This window comes from Rhodopila sp. (genome assembly GCF_965277825.1).
Taxonomy (GTDB): domain Bacteria; phylum Pseudomonadota; class Alphaproteobacteria; order Acetobacterales; family Acetobacteraceae; genus Rhodopila.
This window is the reverse complement of record NZ_OZ255846.1, coordinates 2,332,522-2,351,005: the sequence shown is the minus strand read 5'-3', so window position 1 is coordinate 2,351,005 and position 18,484 is coordinate 2,332,522. Positions and strand designations below refer to the sequence as shown.

Annotated in this window: 9 protein-coding genes and 1 tRNA gene; 5 read left to right on the top strand and 5 right to left on the bottom strand. The window is 65.5% G+C overall.

The features are described from left to right. Window positions 1-142 precede the first annotated feature (142 nt). On the bottom strand, window positions 143-8,428 hold the full coding sequence (locus tag ACQY4T_RS11675) for a hypothetical protein (RefSeq protein WP_428541898.1): 8,286 nt from the start codon (window positions 8,426-8,428) through the stop codon (window positions 143-145). A 327-nt stretch (window positions 8,429-8,755) separates the two neighbouring features. Between ACQY4T_RS11675 and ACQY4T_RS11670 the strand changes: the two genes are divergently transcribed. The 4 genes from ACQY4T_RS11670 to ACQY4T_RS11655 are packed head-to-tail and all read left to right on the top strand — an operon-like array spanning window position 8,756 to window position 14,634. Next, window positions 8,756-10,783 (top strand): extracellular solute-binding protein, encoded by a 2,028-nt coding sequence (locus ACQY4T_RS11670; RefSeq protein WP_428541895.1) that lies wholly within the window; start codon window positions 8,756-8,758, stop codon window positions 10,781-10,783. A gap of 58 nt (window positions 10,784-10,841) precedes the next feature. Next, window positions 10,842-11,918, top strand: coding sequence for a microcin C ABC transporter permease YejB (locus ACQY4T_RS11665; RefSeq protein ID WP_428541892.1), 1,077 nt, complete (start codon window positions 10,842-10,844; stop codon window positions 11,916-11,918). Further along, window positions 11,918-12,961: an ABC transporter permease gene (locus ACQY4T_RS11660; protein ID WP_428541889.1), complete on the top strand. Its 1,044-nt coding sequence runs from the start codon at window positions 11,918-11,920 to the stop codon at window positions 12,959-12,961. Before ACQY4T_RS11665 ends, ACQY4T_RS11660 begins: the two co-directional genes overlap by 1 nt. Beyond that, window positions 12,958-14,634, top strand: a complete 1,677-nt coding sequence (locus tag ACQY4T_RS11655; RefSeq protein WP_428541886.1) for an ABC transporter ATP-binding protein — start codon at window positions 12,958-12,960, stop codon at window positions 14,632-14,634. The genes ACQY4T_RS11660 and ACQY4T_RS11655 overlap by 4 nt, the downstream gene beginning before the upstream one ends. 61 nt (window positions 14,635-14,695) lie before the next feature. On the opposite strand, the gene ACQY4T_RS11650 is transcribed toward ACQY4T_RS11655, so the two are convergent. The 3 genes from ACQY4T_RS11650 to ACQY4T_RS11640 form a co-directional block, all read right to left on the bottom strand. After that, window positions 14,696-15,274 carry a histidine phosphatase family protein gene (locus tag ACQY4T_RS11650; protein WP_428541883.1) on the bottom strand — a complete coding sequence of 193 codons (579 nt, stop codon included), beginning with the start codon at window positions 15,272-15,274 and terminating at the stop codon, window positions 14,696-14,698. Between the two features lie 3 nt (window positions 15,275-15,277). Then, window positions 15,278-15,892, bottom strand: a complete 615-nt coding sequence (locus ACQY4T_RS11645) for a glutathione S-transferase family protein (protein ID WP_428541880.1) — start codon at window positions 15,890-15,892, stop codon at window positions 15,278-15,280. Between the two features lie 118 nt (window positions 15,893-16,010). Further along, window positions 16,011-17,357 carry an LLM class flavin-dependent oxidoreductase gene (locus ACQY4T_RS11640; RefSeq protein WP_428541877.1) on the bottom strand — a complete coding sequence of 449 codons (1,347 nt, stop codon included), beginning with the start codon at window positions 17,355-17,357 and terminating at the stop codon, window positions 16,011-16,013. Window positions 17,358-17,482: 125 nt separating this feature from the next. Here ACQY4T_RS11640 and ACQY4T_RS11635 point away from each other — a divergent pair. Beyond that, window positions 17,483-17,557: transfer RNA gene (locus tag ACQY4T_RS11635), tRNA-Gly, on the top strand. A 246-nt stretch (window positions 17,558-17,803) separates the two neighbouring features. Here the strand turns inward: ACQY4T_RS11635 and ACQY4T_RS11630 are convergent. After that, window positions 17,804-18,451: a hypothetical protein gene (locus ACQY4T_RS11630; RefSeq protein WP_428541874.1), complete on the bottom strand. Its 648-nt coding sequence runs from the start codon at window positions 18,449-18,451 to the stop codon at window positions 17,804-17,806. Window positions 18,452-18,484: the final 33 nt, after the last annotated feature.

Sequence of the window (18,484 nt, the reverse complement as noted above, 5' to 3'; positions counted from 1 at the left end):
TGAAACTCTTCTGATCAGGCGGTAGCTGCCGCATGAGCAGCCATTGTGGGAGACCCAGCCGGTTACGCCAAGGCGCTGCGTCAGTCCCGCCGCACGTTTCCAGTGCGTATTGCCACCTTGGTATCTGTGTCCGCGAGCGACCTCAGGTCAGTGCAAAGTTGCTGGCATGAAGCACACTGGGATCGACACCGGTTAGCATCAGCGATGTCGCGTTGCCGAGGTTGATCATCGTGCCGCCGGGGATCGCCGCGGTGGCCTGCTGAACAGAGGCGAACGTCGGGAACTGGGCGGCGCTCAACTCGACGATATCCTGTACGGGGTTGAAGCCGGTGATCGTATGCAGGCCGGCCGCGACGCTTGTAAGAATGAACTCGTCGGGCTTCGTCGGGGTCGCTGCCAGCGTCTCGTTGGCGGCGGTGCTGTGGATGAACCGCATGGTCTCGCCGCTGCCGAACAGGCTCCATGTTGGGCCTGGGTTCGCGAGCGGTCCGCCGCCGACCACCTGCAGGCCGTTCATTTGCCAGACGACGACCGATCCATCTTCGTTCTGCAGTACGATGCCGTTCTTTGCTTGATTGTTGAAATCGCCGGTGCCCTGGACATGCCACGTGGGTCCCGGATTGATGACGACGTTTCCGCCGCCGACGATACTGGTTCCATTCATGTCCCAGACGACGATCTGACCGTTGTCGTTTTGTAGCAGGACATCCGTGTCGCCATTACCGTAAAAATCCCCGGTGCCCTTGATACGCCAGGAGGGCGGGGGCTTGGCGACCGGACCACCGCCGATGATATTCGTTCCGCTCATCTTCCAGATAAGGACCTGACCATTATTATTCTGTAATAATATGGCCGTGCTGCCATTTCGATAGAAGTCGCCGGTGCCCTCGATATGCCAGGCCGGCCCCGGATTGGCGACAGCGCCGGCTTTGACAATCGTGCCTCCTTGTACGTCCCAGAGCTCGATCGAGCCGTCATCGTTCTGCCAAACGACATCTGTGTTGCCGTCGCCGAAGAAGTCGCCGGTAGCCTTGATGTGCCATGCCGAACCTGGGTTTGGGAGCGCGGAACTTGCGATGACATTGACGCCCTGTACCTGCCAGGTGACGACCGAGCCATCCTGGTTCTGCCAAAGGATGTCCGAGGTGTCGCCAGGGTAGAACCCGCCGACGGCCATCGCGAACCAGGAAGGCCCCGGGTTCGGTTGAATGGCTCCACCCGCACTGATTGTCGAGCCGTTTACTTGCCACAGCACCAGTTGTCCGCTGTTGCTCTGCAACAGGATATCCGCCGCCGGGTTGGCGCCGATGCCGGCGGTGGTTGTGACTGACGTCGTGCCGTCGGATGCGCTTGCTGACGCGGTGTCGGTATCTTTGAGCGTGAAGCCGGTCGTAACGGTCTGGCCCCTGGCGACCAGGCTGGCGGTCGGGTTGAATACCAGACCATCGAGGTCGGCCGTGACCGCGGCCGTGGAGCCGGTATCGGTGAACACCCCGGTCGTGGCATTGTAGGCGCCGCTGCCGAGGTTGCTCAGGAAGCCGTTCGCGGCCGCCGACAGCGTCGCCGTCAGGGTCTCGGTCTGGCCAAAATTCAGGTCTCCGATAACGACGTTGGCAAATGGCCTGATCATCCCCGGGGCGGCAATGGTCTGCGCGGCGACAGCGCCGATGATAGTCGGCGCAACGGTGCCAATCGTTGCGATGACGGATGTCGCGGCGTTGACCGGGACGGCCCAGGCGGTATCGGTGTCGCTGATGGTGAAGACGGTGGTTGCGGTCTGACCCGGCACCCCCTGGAGTGCTGCCGGATTGAACACCAGGCCATCCAGGTCGCCGGTGACCGTGGTGGCGGAGCCGACATCGATGTACACGCCGGGTGCGGGACCGGGGCGGAAGCCGCCGAGGTTGGTCAACGTTCCATTTGCGACTGTCGACAGCGTCACCGTCACGGTCTCGGTCTGGCCGACGTTCAGATCGCCGATGAACACGCCGGCGAACGGTGTGATCGTCCCCGACGCAGCCACGGTCTGGCGGGCCAGCGTGCCGGTGATGGTCGGCGCCACGGTGCCGGCGACGGCGATCACCGATGTCGTGTTGTTGACGGCGCTGGCCCCGGCGGTATCGACGTCGCTGATGCTGAAGATGGTGGTCACCGTCTCACCCGGCGCGACCTGATACGGCGTGGGCGTGAAGATCAGTCCGTTCAGCGCGGCGGAGACCGCGGTGGCGGACCCGATATCGGTGTAGCTGCCGGTCGCCTGGTTGTAGCTGAAGCCGCCCAGATTGGTCAGCGCTCCGTTCGCGGCGGACGAGAGCGCAACCGTTACGGTCTCGGTCTGGCCCAGATTGGCCTCACCGATCACCACGCTGGAGAACGGCGTGATCGTGCCTGCGGCGCCCACCGTCTGGAGCGCGGTCGTTCCGGTGATGGTTGGCGCGATCGTTCCGGCGGTGGCGATCACCGACGCGGTGGCGCTGGCAGCGCGCGCGGATGCGGTGTCGATGTCGTTGATGGTGAAGCTCGTGGTAACGGTCTGGCCCGGCGCAACCTGCGCAGGGGTGAACACCAGCCCGCGCAGGGCGTTGTTGACCGCGGCGGCGGTGCCGGTGACGGTGTAGACGCCGGCGCTGTAGGTGCCTCCGCCCAGGTTGATCAGCGTGCCGTTCGCTGGCGCGGACAGCGTCACCGTGACGGTCTCGACCTGGCCAAAATTAAGATCACCGATCGTCACCGTGGAGAATGGCGTGATCGTCCCCGGTGCGATTACCGACTGGGCGGCGACGGCTCCGCTGATGGTCGGCAACACCGTGCCGGTTGTGGCGATGACGGTTGTGGCGCTGTTGGTGGTGTGGGCGGAGGCGGTGTCGGTGTCGCTGATGGTGAACACCGTCGTAACGGTCTGGTTCGGGGCGACCTGGTGCGGTGCCGGATTGAACACCAGGGCTTCAAGGTCCGCGGTGACGGCGGCGGCGGACCCGACATCGGTATAGACGCCGTTGCTCAAGGTAAAATTGCCCAGGTTGGTCAGCGTGCCGTTCGCGCTGGGCAGCGACACCGTCAGGGTTTCTGTCTGGCCGAAGTTGGCGTCGCCGAGCATCACGTTCAGGAACGGTGTGATCGTCGCCGAGGCCGCAACGGTCTGATTTGCGGCGGTGCCGCTGATGGTGGGGACCAAGGTGCCGGCGGTGGCGATCACCGATGTCGTGCTGTCGGACGTGCTGGCAGATGCGGTGTCGGTATCAGCGATGGTAAAGACCGTGGTGACGCTCTGACCCGGTGCCACCTGCTGCGGCGTCGGGTTGAACACCAGACCCTGCAACGCGGTGGACACGGCGGCGGCGGACCCGCTGACGGTGTAGACGCCGGTGGCGTAGGTCCCGCCGCCCAGGTTGGTGAGGGTGCCGTTCGCCGGCGCCGATAGCATCACCGTCACGCGTTCGGTCTGGGCGGAGTTCAGATCACTGATAGCGACGCCGGTGAACGGCTTGATCGTCCCCGGGGCGGTTACCGCCTGGCGGGCGACGGTGCCGGCGATGGTCGGCGCCAGGGTACCGGCGGTGGTGATGACCGTTGTCGCGGTATCGATAGCCTGGGCCGACGCAGTGTCGGTATCGCTGATGGTGAAACCGCTGGTGATGGTCTGGCCCGGGGCCAACTGGGCTTGCTTCGGGATGAACACCAACCCGTCCACCGCGGTGGTGACGGCCGAGGCGGAACCGGCAATGGTATAGACGCCTGTCGTGGCGTTGTAGCTGCCCCCACGGAGATTGGTCAGGCTGCCGTTTGCTGGCGCTGACAGCTTTACTGTCACGCTCTCGGTCTGGCCGAAATTCAGATCGCCGATTACCACGCCGGAGAACGGTGCGATCGAGCCTGGGCTGGTCACCGTCTGGCCCGCGACCGAGCCGCTGATGGTCGGCGCAAGGGTGCCGGCGGTGGCGATGACCGAGGTCGTCGCGTTTGACGCGCTGGCCCGCGCGGTATCGGTGTCGGTGATGCTGAACACCGTGGTGACCGATCGACCCGGCGCGACCTGCCGCGGCGTGGGATTGAACGCCAGACCATTCAGGTCGGCGCTGATCGCCGCGGCCGATCCGATATCGGTGTAGCTGCCTGACAGCGTGTCGTAGTGGAAGTTGCCCAGGTTGGTCAGGCTGCCGTTGGCCGGCGAAAACCCGATCGTCAAGGTCTCGGTCTGGCCGAGGTTCAGATCGGCGATCGCCAAATGGGCGAACGGCACGATGGTGGCGGTGGCGGCCACCGCCTGGTTGGCGATCGCGCCGCTGATCGTCGGCAGCACGGTGCCGGCCGTGGTGATGACCGATGTCGCGCTATCGACCGTGCTGGCCTGCGCGGTGTCGATGTCGCTGATGGTGAAGCCGGTGCTGACGGTCTGGCCGGGGGCGACCTGCCGCGGCGTCGGATTGAACACCAGACCGTGCAGATCGGCGGTGACCGCGGCTGCCGAACCGGTGTCGGTATAGATCCCCCGCACCGGGTCGTAGCTGCCGTTTCCGGGATTGGTCAGGGTGCCGTTGGCCGGCGACGACAGGGTCAGCGTCACGGTCTCGGTCTGCCCGGCGTTGCTGTCGGCGATGACCACGCCCAGGAACGGCATGATGGTGGTCAGATCGCTCACCGCCTGGTTTGCCACGGTGTTGGCGATGGTCGGCGCGCTGAAGCCGACGGCAACGACCGACGTGGCGGCGTCGGTCACGCTCAGCCCCAGGCTGTCAGTGTCGCTGATGGTGAAGCGTGTGGTCACCGTCTGGCCGATTCCGGCCAGGCCGGGCGTCGGCGTGAACACCAGCCCGTTGAGGTCGGTGCTGACCGCGGCGGCGGATCCACTGTCGGAATAGTCCCCGGTGTTGATGTCGTAGTTGCCGGCGCCGAGGTTGGAAAGCTGGCCGTTTCCCGACGCCGACAGCGTCACCGTCACGGTTTCGGTCTGCTCGGCGTTGAATTCGCCGATCACCACGTTCGCGAACGGTGCGATCACAGTCTGATCGGTTACCGTCTGGTTCGCCGTGGTGTTGCTGATGGTCGGTCGGGTGACCGCTGTGGCGACCACCGAGGTGGTGGAGTCGGTGGCGGTGAGCCCGGCGCTATCGGTGTCGGTGATGATGAAGCCGGTGGTGACGGTCTGGCCGACGCCGACCTCGGCCGCGGTCGGGGTAAAGACCAATCCGGCGAGCGCGGCGGTGACGGTGGCAGCCGATCCGCTGACGGTATAGAGGCCGGTGCTGGGATCATAGCTGCCGTTGCCGAGGTGGCTCAGCCCGCCGTTGGCCGGCGAGGACAGCATCACCGTCACGGTCTCGGTCTGGCCGGCATTCTGGTCCTGCAACACCACGCCGGAAAACGGACTGATGGTGGCGTGGTCATTGAGCACCTGCGCAGGGACCGTGTTGCCGATCGTCGGAGTGGCCGAGGATGTGGCGATGACCGAGGTGACACTGTCGCTGGCTACCAGCCCGGCAGTATCGGTGGCGGTGATGGTGAAGCCGGTGCTTACGGTCTGGCCCAGGGCGACCTGGTTCGGCGTCGGGACAAACACCAAAGCCTCGAGGTCGCCGGTGACCCCGGCGGCGCTGCCGGTGTCAGTAAAGACACCCGAACCGGCATTGTAGCTGCCGCCGCCCATCGGGGTCAGCGTGCCGTTCGCGGTGTTCGACAGCTTGACCGTTACGGTTTCGGTCTGTCCCGGATTGGCGTCGGCGACCACCACCGTGGCAAACGGCAGGATCGTGGCCTGGTCGGACGCTGCCTGGTTCGCTCGGGTGTTGCTGATCGTCGGCGGCGTGACGGTGGTGCTGACGACCGATGTCGTGGCGTCGCTGCCGGTGAACCCGGCGCTATCGGTGACCGCGACGGTGAACCCGGTGGTGATGGTCTGGCCCAGTCCCGCCTGGGCCTTGGTCGGGACGAACAGCAAGCCGTCGAGGTCGGTGGTGACGGCGGCGGCGGACCCATGGTCGGTGAAGACTCCGGCGTTGTAGCTGCCATTCCCCAGATGCGTCAGGCTGCCGTTAGCCGCCGCCGACAGCGTTACCGTCACGCTCTCGGTCTGCCCGGAATTGGCGTCCGTGATCACCACGGCGGAGAACGGGGCGATCGTCTGCTGATCGTTCAGCGCCTGGCCGGCCACGGTGTTGCGGATGATCGGCGCGGCGATCGCGGTGGTGATGACCGAGGTGCCGCTGTCGGTCGCCGTCGACCCCAGGGTATCGGTGTCGCTGAGGGTGAAGCGGGTGATGACGCTCTGGCCGACCGCGACCTCACCTTGGGTCGGATTGAACACCAGGGCATCGAGGTCGTGGGTGATGGCGGCGGCGGACCCGGTATCGGTATAGACGCCGGTGGCCGGATTATAGCTGCCGCCGCCAAGCGTGCTGAGGCGGCCATTGACCGGGGCCGACAGCGTTACCGTCATGCTTTGGGTCTGCGCCGTGTTGGCGTCGGTTACGATTACGCTGGCGAACGGGTTGATCGTTGCGTGGTCGTTTACCGTCTGCGACACAACGGCGCCGCTGATAGTCGGTAGCGCCACGGCGGTGGCGACCACCGATGTCGTGACGTCGCTGGCGCTGGTGCCGACGGTATTGGAATCGCGGATGGTGAAGCCGGTGACGACGGTGCCTCCGAGCACCGCCTGGCCCGGTGTCGGGACGAACAGCAAGCCGTCGAGGTCACTGCTCACCGAGGCGGCGGACCCGCTATCGGTGTAGACCCCGGTGCCGGCGTTGTACTGACCACTGCCAAGGTTGGTCAGGGTGCCGTTGCCGGCGGCGGAAAGGGTTACCGTCAGGGTCTCGGTTTGCCCGGCATTGGCGTCGGTGATCGCCACCGCGGCGAACGGTGCGATCGTTCTCCGGTCGGTCACCGCCTGACCAGCGGCGGCGTCACTGATCGCCGGCACGGCTACGTCGGTGACGATCACCGAGGTGGTGCTGTCGCCGGCGCTGGCACCCATGCTGTCGGTGTCATTGATGGTGAAGCCGGTTATGACCGTCTGGCCGACCGGAACCTCGGCCTGGGTCGGGACGAACACCAGGTTACCCAGATCGCTGCTGACCATGGCGGCTGACCCGACATCGGTATAGATGCCTGTCGTTGTATTGTAGCTACCGTTGCCGAGGCTGATCAGCGTGCCGTTCGCCGTCGTGGACAGCGTTACAGTTACGCTCTGGGTCTGTCCCGGATTGATGTCGGCGACCACCACACCGGCGAACGGCATGATCGTGGCATGATCCGTCACCGCCTGGTTCGCCACGGTGTTGGCGATGGTTGGCGCGGCGATCGCCGTGGTGCGAACCGACGTGGCATTGTCGGTGACGGTGAGCCCGGCGATATCGGTATCGCTGATGCTGAAGCCGGTGGTCAGGCTTTGGCCCACCGGCACCTGAGACTGCGTCGGCACGAACACCAGGTTACCGAGGTCGTGGCTGACCGCGGCGACCGACCCGCTGTCGGTATAGACACCTGTCAGGAAGTTATAGAAGCCGCCGCCGACATTGGTCAGGCTGCCGTTGGCCGCGGCGGACAGCGTGACCGTTACGGTCTCGGTCTGCCCGGCGTTGACGTCGGCGATCGTCACGCCTGCAAACGGCATGATCGTGGTCTGGTCGCTGACCGCCTGGCCAGAAACGGTGTTGCTGATCGTCGGCAGTGTGACGGCGGTGGCGATGACCGAGGTCGTGGCATCGCTGGCGCCGGCTCCGGCGCTGTCAGTGACGCCGATGGTGAAGCCGGTGGCGACGCTGCGCCCGAGCGCGACCTGGTTTTGTGTCGGGACGAACAGCAAGGCTTCGAGATCGGCGGTGATCGCGGCGGCGGACCCGTGGTCGGTGTAGGTGCCGCTGCCGGCGTCGTAGCTGCCGCCTCCGAGGTTGGTGAATCTGCCATTCGCCGCCGCCGACAGCCTCACCGTCAGGGTTTCGGTCTGGCCGACGTTCAGATCGCCGATCACCACCAAGGCGAACGGTGCGATAAACGTGTGATCGGTGGCTGCCTGGTTGACGACGGTATTGCTGATCGTCGGTGCCAGGGTGCCGGCGGTGGCGATCACCGAGGTGGTGCTGTCGCTGACACTGGACCCGGCAGTATCGGTGTCGCTGATCCGGAATACGGTGGTGACGGTCTGCCCCGGCGCCACCTGTTGCGGGGTCGGCGTGAAGCTCAGCGCGTCAAGGTCGCGGGCCACCGCCGCAGCCGAACCGATGTCGGTAAAAGCGCCTGTCCGGGGATCGTAGCTGCCGCTGCCGAGATTGCTCAGCGTACCGTTTCCGGCGGCTGACAGCGTAACCGTCACGGTCTCGGTCTGGCCGATGTCGTCGGCGATCGCGGCGCTGGCCAACGGCACGATGGTGGACTGATCGCTGATCCGCTGGCTGGCCTGGCTGCCGCTCAAGCTGAGGGAAAGGGGCATGCGAGCGGTTACAGTTCAGCTATGGAGCGGCCGAACGCCGGTTTTGCGCTTGAAAGGTTAAAAACTGGTTAAGCGGGTGCCGGTTGACAGCGGTCAAAGGCGCCGCTTAGGCCGGCCGATTGTGTGCGGGGAGAGGTGCTTGACAGCGAACCGCTGCGACTGCGCGGCAGCCGGGTCCACTAGTGGCGGAGGGGCGCCAGCCTCCAACGCGAAGAGCCGGTGGCGTCACGTTGCCGACAGTAAGGGCAAAACGCCCAGGTAGCGCGGAACCCGGCTGACGAACCGGGACAGCACACGCTATCATGCCGGAAACACGGGAGGCACAAAATGCACGTGCTACGGGGACTTGCGGTGGCAGCGTGGCTAGCTGCCGCCGGCGCGGCGACGAATGCCCAGACACCGGCGGCCCAGACACCGGCGGCCCAGACACCGGCGGCCCAGACACCGGCGGCCCAGACACCGGCGGCCCAGACACCGGCGGCCCAGACACCGGCGCCCCAGACAGCGGCCGCTCCGACACCGGCGGCTCAGACACCGGCGGCCTCGACGCCAGCCGGCGCCGAGCAGCCGGCAACGGCGCCTGCCCCGGCAGGGGAGCCGTTGCACACCTACGGCCTTTCGCTGATGGGCAAGCTCGGGCTACCGCCGGATTTCAAATCGTTCGACTACGTCAACCCGGATGCGCCGAAGGGCGGCGAGGTCGCGCTCAGCAGCGTCGGCACCTTTGACAGCTTCAACCCGTTCATCGTCAGGGGCACCGCCCCCGGCGACATTGCCCGGGTCTGGGACTCGCTGACCAAGTCGGACGCCGACCAGGCGGAGACCGAATACGGGCTTCTTGCGAAGGTGATCGAGGTACCAGCCGACCACATGGGCGTCGCCTTCGAGCTACGGCCGGAGGCGAAGTTCAACGACGGCACGCCGGTCACCGCCGAGGACGTCGCCTGGACCTTCGAGACATTGCGTGAAAAGGGCCGCCCGTTTTTCCGGCAATACTACGCCGATGTCGCCTCGGTGACGGTCGAGGGACCACGGCGGGTGGTGTTCCACTTCAAGTCCGACAACAACCGCGAGCTGCCGCTGATCCTGGGCCAAATGCCGATCCTGCCGAAGCACTGGTGGGCGGGGCGCGATTTTGAAAAGCCGCTGACCGATCCGCCGCTGGGGTCGGGTCCCTATCGGGTCGGCCATTTCGAGTTCGGCCGCACGATTTCGATGGAACGGGTGCCCGACGTCTGGTCGAAGGACCTGCCGGTGATGCGGGGGCTGAACAATTTCGATCGCAGGCGAACCGAATACTTCCGCGACGGCACGGTGGCGCTGGAAGCGTTCAAGGCCGGCCAGGTCGACTTCCGCGAGGAGAACGTCGCCAAGGACTGGGCCACTGCCTACGACTTTCCCGCGGTGCAGAAGGGGCTGGTGAAGAAGGAGTTGCTGCCGCACAAGTTGCCGACCGGCATGCAGGGCTATGGCATGAACACCCGCCGGCCGCTGTTCAAGGATGTCCGGGTGCGGCACGCGCTGGCAATGGCGTTCGATTTCGAATGGGCCAACAAGAACCTGTTCTATGGCGCCTATACCCGGACCAAGAGCTATTTCAGCAACAGCGACCTGGCCTCCAGCGGCGTTCCCGAAGGCAAGGAACTGGCGCTGCTGGACAAGTATCGCGACCAACTGCCGCCCGACCTGTTCACCAAGCCGTTCGAACTGCCGGTCACTGATGGAACCGGCGACAACCGCACTGAATTGCGCGGCGCCCTGGCGCTGCTGGAACAGGCCGGCTGGAAGGTAAAAGACCGCAAGCTGGTCAACGCCCAAGGCCAGCCGTTCCGCTTCGAGATCCTGCTGGACCAGCCGGCGTTCGAGCGGGTGTCCCTGCCCTACGTGCAATGGCTGGCGCGCCTGGGCATCGATGCTCACGTGCGGACCGTCGATCCGGCCCAGTTCCAACGCCTGACCGACACTTATGACTTCGACATGATCGTGGTCACCTTTGGCGAGTCGGAAAGTCCGGGCAACGAGCAGACCGGCTACTGGACCTGCGGCGCCGCCAAGCCGGAGGGCGGCTGGAACCTTATGGGGGTGTGCAATCCGGTGATCGATGACCTGGTGCACCGGGTGGTATCCGCCCCGGATCGCGCCGACCTGGTGGTTGCCACGCACGCACTGGACCGGGTGCTGCTGGACGGCTGGTACGTGGTGCCGCAGTGGCATCTGCAATCGGTACGCGCGGCGTTCTGGGACCGCTTCGGCAACCCGGGCAAGCCGGTGCGCACCGGGCTGGAATTCGACAGTTGGTGGGTCGATCCGGCGAAGGCCGCCGCGATCGACGCCGCCAGGAGCCACGGGCCTTGAGCGGTCGTAGGGGTCGGTTGCCCGCCCAGCGGCGCATCGGGCGAGGCATCGAGGCCTGATGGGCGCCTATCTGATTCGTCGGCTGCTACTGGTGATACCGACATTGTTCGGCATCATCACGATCAATTTCGTGGTCGTGCAATTCGCCCCCGGCGGCCCGGTGGAGCAGATGATCGCCGAACTGAAAGGCGGCGGCGCAGTGACCGGACGCATGACCGGTGCCGGCACCGCCGAGGTGATGCCGGTGAACGACGGCCACTACCGCGGCGCCCGAGGCCTGGACCCACACATGGTGGCCGACATCAGGAAAATGTTCGGCTTCGACAAGCCGGCACCGGAACGCTTCGTGCTGATGCTACGCGACTACCTGACCTTCAATCTCGGGCGCAGCTTTTTCCAGGACGAACCGGTGGTGAAACTGATCCGCGAGAAAATGCCGGTCTCGATCTCGTTGGGGTTATGGTCGACGCTCCTGGTGTATTTCGTTTCGATCCCGCTGGGCATCGCCAAGGCGGTGCGCGACGGCAGCCGCTTCGATGTGTTCAGCAGTGCCGCGGTGCTGGTCGGCTACGCGGTGCCGGGGTTTCTGTTCGCGATCCTGCTCGTGGTGCTGTTCGCCGGCGGCAGCTTCGTGCAGTGGTTCCCGATGCGGGGTCTGCACAGCATGGGCAGCGAGTCCTGGAGCGTGCCGGCGCAAATCGTTGATTACCTGTGGCACATGGTATTACCGACGGTCGCCCTGGTGGTCGGCGGGTTCGCCGGGTTGACCGTGCTGACCAAGAACTGCTTCCTGGAGGAGATCCGCAAGCAGTATGTGATCACCGCCCGAGCCAAGGGGGCCAGCGAGCAGCGGGTGTTGTACCGTCATGTGTTCCGCAACGCGATGCTGTTGATCATTGCCGGCTTCCCCGCGGCCTTTATCGGCATCCTGTTTTCCTCGGCGCTGTTGGTCGAGATCATCTTTTCGCTCGACGGGCTTGGACTTCTGGGGTTCCAGGCGGCGATCCAGCGCGACTACCCTGTGATGTTTGGCACACTTTACGTGTTCACCCTGCTGGGTCTGCTGATGCAGATCGTCGGCGACCTGCTGTACACCGTGGTGGACCCGCGGATCGACTTCGAGGCCCGGCAATAGTGCATCTTTCGCCGCTGACGCGCCGGCGATTGGCGATCTTCCGGGGCCACCGGCGCGGCTACTGGTCGCTGTGGATCTTCCTGGTGTTGTTCGGCCTGTCGCTGTTCGCCGAGTTCCTGGCCAACGACCGACCGATCCTGATCCGTTATGACGGCCATTGGTATGTGCCGGTGCTGCACGACTATAGCGAGGACACGTTTGGGTCGGATTTCATGCCGACCGAGGCGGATTACATGGATCCGGAGGTGCAAGCCGCGATCAACGCCCATGGCTGGATGATCTGGCCGGCGATCCGCTATAACTACCATACCGTGGTGCGCCATCCATCCACGCCGGCGCCGTCGCCGCCGGATGGCAAGAACCTCTTGGGCACCGATGACCAGGCTCGCGACGTCCTGGCTCGGGTGATCTACGGATTTCGCATCTCGGTGTTGTTCGGTTTTACCCTGACGATCATTTCGTCGGTCATCGGCATCGCCGCCGGTGCGATCCAGGGCTATCGCGGCGGTCTGGTGGACCTGCTGTTCCAGCGCTTTATCGAGATCTGGTCCGGGATGCCTCAGCTCTATCTTCTTATCATCCTGGCCAGCATCATCACGCCCAGCTTCTGGATATTGCTGGTGTTCTTGCTGCTGTTCAGCTGGATGAACCTGACCGGGGTAGTGCGGGCGGAGTTCCTGCGCGGCCGCAACCTGGACTATGTCCGCGCCGCCAAGGCGCTGGGGGTGTCGGATGCGGCGGTGATGTGGCGCCATATCCTGCCCAACGCCATGGTGGCGACGCTGACGTTCCTGCCGTTCACGCTGTCCGGTTCGGTCACCATCCTGGCCAGCCTGGACTTTCTCGGCTTCGGGCTGCCGCCGGGGTCGCCTTCGCTGGGGGAACTGGTGTCGCAGGGCAAGAACAACCTCCAGGCGCCGTGGCTGGGTATCACCGCGTTCGTGGTGCTGGGCGGGCTGCTGACCCTGCTGGTGTTCATCGGCGAGGCGGTGCGCGACGCGTTCGATCCGCGCAAGACCCCGCGCATCGGGCGGCGCAAATGACCCGAGTGGGGCAAAACCGTGGCGCGGGGCACACCAGTCGCGTAGGGCAAACCAATCGCGCAGGGCAGACCAGTCTGGTCACGGTCGAGGACCTGACCGTTGCCTTCGGCGGCCGCGTGGTGGTGAACCGCGTCGGATTTACCCTGGATCGCGGCGAGACGCTGGCGCTGGTCGGCGAAAGCGGTTCCGGCAAATCGTTGACCGCGCTGTCGCTGCTGCAATTGCTGCCGCCGGGCGCCTCCTGCCGGGGCCATGTGATGGTGGATGGCCAAAGCATGATCGGCGGCGGCGATCGGCTGCTGCGCCGGCTGCGTGGCGGTGTCGCCGGCATGGTGTTCCAGGAACCGATGACCAGCCTAAATCCGCTGGCCAGGATCGGCAAGCAGATCGCCGAGGCGGTTCGGCTGCACCAGCGCGTCACCAAGGAGGCGGCGCGGGCCAGGGTGATCAAGTTGCTGGGCGAGGTCGGATTTCCCGACGCCTCGCATCGGCTGGACGCCTATCCGCATCAATTGTCCGGCGGCCAACGGCAGCGGGTGATGATCGCGATGGCGCTGGCGAACGACCCGGCGCTGCTGATCGCCGACGAGCCCACCACCGCGTTGGACGTGACGATCCAGGCGCAGATCCTGAAGCTGCTGGCGCAGGAGAAGTCGGTGCGCGGCCTGGCGCTGCTGCTGATCAGCCACGACCTGGCGATCGTGCGACGCTACGCCGACCGCGTCTGCGTGATGAAGAACGGCGGGGTGGTGGAGGCCGGTCTGGTGTCCGAGGTTTTCGACAATCCGCGCCATCCTTACACCAAGCTGCTGCTGGCTGCCGAACCGCGCGGCCGGCCATTGCCGCTGGCCCCCGGCACGCCGACGCTGATGCAGGGTTCCGGGGTGAAGGTGCATTTCCCGATGCGTCGCGGTGTGTTGCGGCGGACGGTTGGGCATATCCGCGCCGTCGATGGCGTCGACGTGGTGGTGCACGAAGGCGAGACAGTCGGGCTGGTCGGCGAAAGCGGATCGGGCAAGTCCACCATGGGTTACGCGCTGCTGCGGCTGGTTCAGGCGCAGGGCTGTATCCGCTTTGACGGCACCGACCTCGCGGAGCTGGACAAACGTCGGTTGCGGCAGCTGCGCGCCGACATGCAGATCGTGTTCCAGGACCCGTTCGGCAGCCTGTCGCCTCGGCTTACAGTGGCGGAGATCGTCGCCGAGGGCCTGGCGGTGCACGAGCCGTCGCTGTTGCGCGCCGAACGCGGCCTGCGTGTGGCTTCGGCGTTGGAAGAGGTCGGTCTGGCGGCCGATATCGGCGACCGCTATCCGCACGAGTTTAGCGGCGGTCAGCGCCAGCGCATCGCCATCGCCCGAGCGATGGTGCTGAAGCCGCGTTTCGTGGTGCTGGATGAACCGACCAGCGCGCTGGATATGTCGGTGCAGGCGCAGATCGTCGACCTGCTGCAAAAGCTGCAGCACGACCACAGTCTGGGTTATCTGTTTATCAGCCATGATCTGCGGGTGGTCCGGGCGCTGGCGCACCGCATCGTGGTGCTGCGCCATGGCGTGGTCGTCGAGCACGGACCCGCCGACGAGGTCTTGGCTCGGCCGCGGCACGAATACACCCGGGCGCTGATGGCCGCCGCGTTCACGCTGGACGCGGATGACAGCCTGGCGGTGGAGGAATAGAGCGCTCGGTTGCGGGTCCGGGGGATGGCTCGCCGACCGCTACTTTATCTGGGCGCTCGGCTTAATCGGCGTAGGTGATCCGCCAGACCGTCTCCCCGCTTGGCGGCGGTTCGCACCAGACCGGCACCGCGTTGCGCGTGCGCACGTTCGGTTCGTGGCCCATGGCGCCGCGCAGGGCGCGAAACAGCGCGCCGTGGGCGACCACCAGAACGATCGGCGGGCGGGAAATGCAGCGGTTGATAGCGGCGACGGCGCGGGCGGTCAGGGCCGGAAAGGTTTCCGCCCCGGCGGGCGTCAACAGCCCGTCCACCCAGGGCTGGAACCATTCCGCCATCGGCTTGCCCTCCTGCACGCCGAACGACACCTCGCGCAGGCCATCATCGATCTGCACCGGCAGGCCGAGTTCGGCCGCGGCGATGTCGGCGGTGACCCTGGCGCGGGACAACGGCGAGGAGATGATCGCCTTGATCCCGCGATTGCGCAGCAATAGAGACGCGGACCGAGCCTGCGCCAGCCCGGTCTCGTTCAGCGGGATATCGACGTTCCCCTGGGACAGGTCCTGGGCGTTCCAGTCGGTCTCGCCATGGCGCAGGAACCAGAATGCGACGCGATGCAGGTTGTCCACAGGGGGCGCGCTCATCGTTCAGGTCAGGCCCTCTTGCTGCATCACACGCTGTACGGCGGGACGTGCCAGCATGCGATCCAGATGGGCGGCGCAGTGCGAGGGTAAGGTCATGCCGACGCGCTTTGACCAGTACTCGACGTAGAAAATCGCGGCATCGGCGATGGAGAATTGTCCGATCGCGTAGTCCTTGCCATCCATTGCCTTGTCGATCAGCGCGAAGCCTTTCTCGGCGAGTTCCTTGCCGCGGGCCTTCACCGCATCCTCATCGGCTGCGTTCGGTGTGAAGTTGGACGGGCGGAACTGGCGCCCGAAGCCCTGCATGTGGACGGTGGCCACGGCGTAGTCGGTGAGTTCCAGCGCCTTGGTCTGCAGATCGAGGTCGTCGGGTAGCAAGTTGGCGGATGGGTTCTTCTTCGCCAGCCAATAGGCGATCGCCGGGAATTCGGTCAGCACCGAGCCGTCGTCGCGTTGCAGCGTTGGCACTTTCGACTTCGGATTGACGGCGGTGAACGGCGGCTTGAACTGCTCGCCTTGCTGCAGGTTCATGCGTTCGGTTTCGTATGGCTTGCCGATTTCCTCAAGCAGGACGTGGATGCCGATCGAACAGGCACCGGGTGCGTAATATAGTTTCATCTGAGGTTTCTTTCCCGTTATTGCCAAGCGCCGACCGCGGGGGCGGCGGCGTTATTGCCAAGCGCCGACCGCGGGGGCGGCGGCGTTATTGCCAAGCGCCGACCGCGGGGCGGCGGCGTTATTGCCAAGCGCCGACCGCGGGGCGGTCGAGGCCAAGGTTTTCCCGCAGCGTGGCCCCGGTGTAGTCGGTATGGAACAGGCCGCGGCGTTGCAGTTCGGGGACAACGAGGCGGGAAAAATCTTCGTAGGCGCCGGGCACATGGGACGCGGCGACCACGAAGCCATCGCAGGCTCGGGTAGCGAACCATTCCTCCATGCCGTCGGCGACGTCCTTTGGACTGCCGATGAAGCGCGGGTGGTCGTGGAAGGTGCCGCGCCGGGTGATATCGATGAAGTCTTGTGGGGTCGGCAGACGATCGCCGAGCACGCGCTTGATGCGGTCGCGCATGCCCTGCACGCCGGTCCAACTGTCGAGTTGGTCCTGGGTAAACGGTGTGTCGATCGGCTGTTTGGAGAAGTCGAAGTTGAGCACCTCGGACAGCAGCGACAGGCTGTCGATCTGTTTCGGCAAGGCGTCGATCAGGGCGGCGTGGTCTTCGGCCTCGGCGCGGGTTTCGGCCACCACCGGGTAGACGCCGGCGCAGACGAAGACCCTTTCCGGGTCGCGGCCGGCGGCTGCAACCTGGGTCTTGAAGCTGGCATAGTCGCGCTGGGCCTGGGCCAGATCGTGATAGGCGACGAACACGCACTCGGCCCAGCGCGCGGCGAATTTTTGTCCGCGGCCGCTCTGGCCGGCCTGGATCAGCACCGGGTGACCCTGGGCCGATCTGGGGACGGTGAACGGGCCGCGGGAGCGAAAATACTCACCCTGATAGTCGAGCCGGCGGACCTTGTCGGGATGGGCGAACAGGCCGGTTTCGCGGTCGGCGACGATGGCGCCGTCGTCCCATGCGTCCCAGTGTCCCATGACGACTTCAAGGAATTCGTCGGCGCGGTCGTAGCGGCGGTCGTGCTCGCCGTGCGAGGCGTGGCCCATGTTCAAGGCCTCGCCGTCATTCATCGAGGTGACGATGTTCCAGGCGGCGCGGCCGTCGGTGACGAGATCGAGGGTGGCGAACACGCGGGCGACGTGGAACGGCTCGAAGTAGGTGGTGGAGAAGGTGGCGCCGAGACCGAGGCGTTCGGTGGCCATGCCCATCACGGTGAGGATGGTGATCGGGTCCAGCTTGACGCAGCGGATGCCGTTGGCGACGGTGTGGGCGTGGTCGCCGCCGAACCGGTCGGGCATCGCCAGGCGATCGTCGAAGAAACCGAGGTGGAATTTTCCAGCTTCCAGGGCGCGTCCGATGCGGCGGTAGTATTCGGCCGAGGTGAAATCCTGTTTGGCCAGCGGGTGGCGCCAGGAACCGACGAAGTTGGTGCAGTTCTGTGCTTGCAGGAAGCCGACGAGTGTCATCTGGCGCATCGATGTGGTTCCCCGCTGGCTTTGGTTTATCTGTATAGCGTGCCGGGAGGGATGCGGAAAGGTTGACTTGGCGGATGCTTGCAATGGGGGGTGAATCCGCCTAGAAGGCGCGTCCGGATTGGAGTGCGGGCGTAGCTCAGGGGTAGAGCACAACCTTGCCAAGGTTGGGGTCGAGGGTTCGAATCCCTTCGCCCGCTCCAGGTTTTATCTGAGAATCCACAGACCTAGATTGGCCCCTACGTCGAGAATTAGCCACTCCGGCATAGAAGCTCACCTCAGCCGCTCGTTGAGCCGGGCTCCAGTGTGCGACACCAGATCTCCGTCGGACACCCGCCACGGCGGAACCCTGACCGTCAGAACAAGTCCATACGTTGACATCTCAACGCGCTGTCATGTTTAGCTAGGGACGGCGCCTGGACACCTCGACGGCTAGGACCCCTCCGGCCTCAAGCGTCCACCCGAGGCCCCGGCACGAAAAACCGCCCCCCCACCGTCTTCAGCGCATGGTTCCCACTCTCCATCGCCACCAGCCGAAGCCGCCGCAGCAACGCCCCCGCCGCAGTACGCCGCCAGAACCAGCCATCCACCTGCCCAGCCGAAGGCGCTGGCCCCACCGCCTGGGCCGCCTCGCCATATAGCGCCTTGATGTCATCGCACAGGAACCGAACCGACAAGGCCGTGGTGCCCAGTTCCGCCACCACCGGCAGCCCCCCATCCAGCACCGCCGCGGCAAACCCGGGCCACATCTCGGGCACCTGGAAGCTCAGCCCCACCGAGGTGCGGCCGAACCGCGCCTGTGCCACCTGCCAAAGCGGTAGCATTGCCGCCAATTCCGCTGCGAACCCATCCGACGCATTCGTTCCCGGCGCCACCCAGCCCGGATTGTCCACCCACCCGGGCGGGTCATCCGGAAAATCCTCCAGGATCACCGGCCCATCGGTCCGCTCCAGCAACCCCAGCGCCGCCCGAACGACCCGCAACTGAAACCCCGGATCCTCCGGCTCGCCGACCGGACGCCCCAGTATCGCCGAGGTCCACAACGCCCGTGGCGGCCGCGTCTTCTCGGCCTGCGCCCGCACCGACGCTATCGCCACCGTCGAAAACCCGCGTTCTTCAAGCCTATGCCC

Bases quoted from the DNA above. Each gene is read 5' to 3' on its own strand.
- ACQY4T_RS11665 (WP_428541892.1), top strand. From the start codon at position 10,842: ATGGGCGCCTATCTGATTCGTCGGCTGCTACTGGTGATACCGACATTG.
- ACQY4T_RS11650 (WP_428541883.1), bottom strand. From the start codon at position 15,274: ATGAGCGCGCCCCCTGTGGACAACCTGCATCGCGTCGCATTCTGGTTC.
- ACQY4T_RS11675 (WP_428541898.1), bottom strand. From the start codon at position 8,428: ATGCCCCTTTCCCTCAGCTTGAGCGGCAGCCAGGCCAGCCAGCGGATC.
- ACQY4T_RS11655 (WP_428541886.1), top strand. From the start codon at position 12,958: ATGACCCGAGTGGGGCAAAACCGTGGCGCGGGGCACACCAGTCGCGTA.
- ACQY4T_RS11670 (WP_428541895.1), top strand. From the start codon at position 8,756: ATGCACGTGCTACGGGGACTTGCGGTGGCAGCGTGGCTAGCTGCCGCC.
- ACQY4T_RS11645 (WP_428541880.1), bottom strand. From the start codon at position 15,892: ATGAAACTATATTACGCACCCGGTGCCTGTTCGATCGGCATCCACGTC.
- ACQY4T_RS11640 (WP_428541877.1), bottom strand. From the start codon at position 17,357: ATGCGCCAGATGACACTCGTCGGCTTCCTGCAAGCACAGAACTGCACC.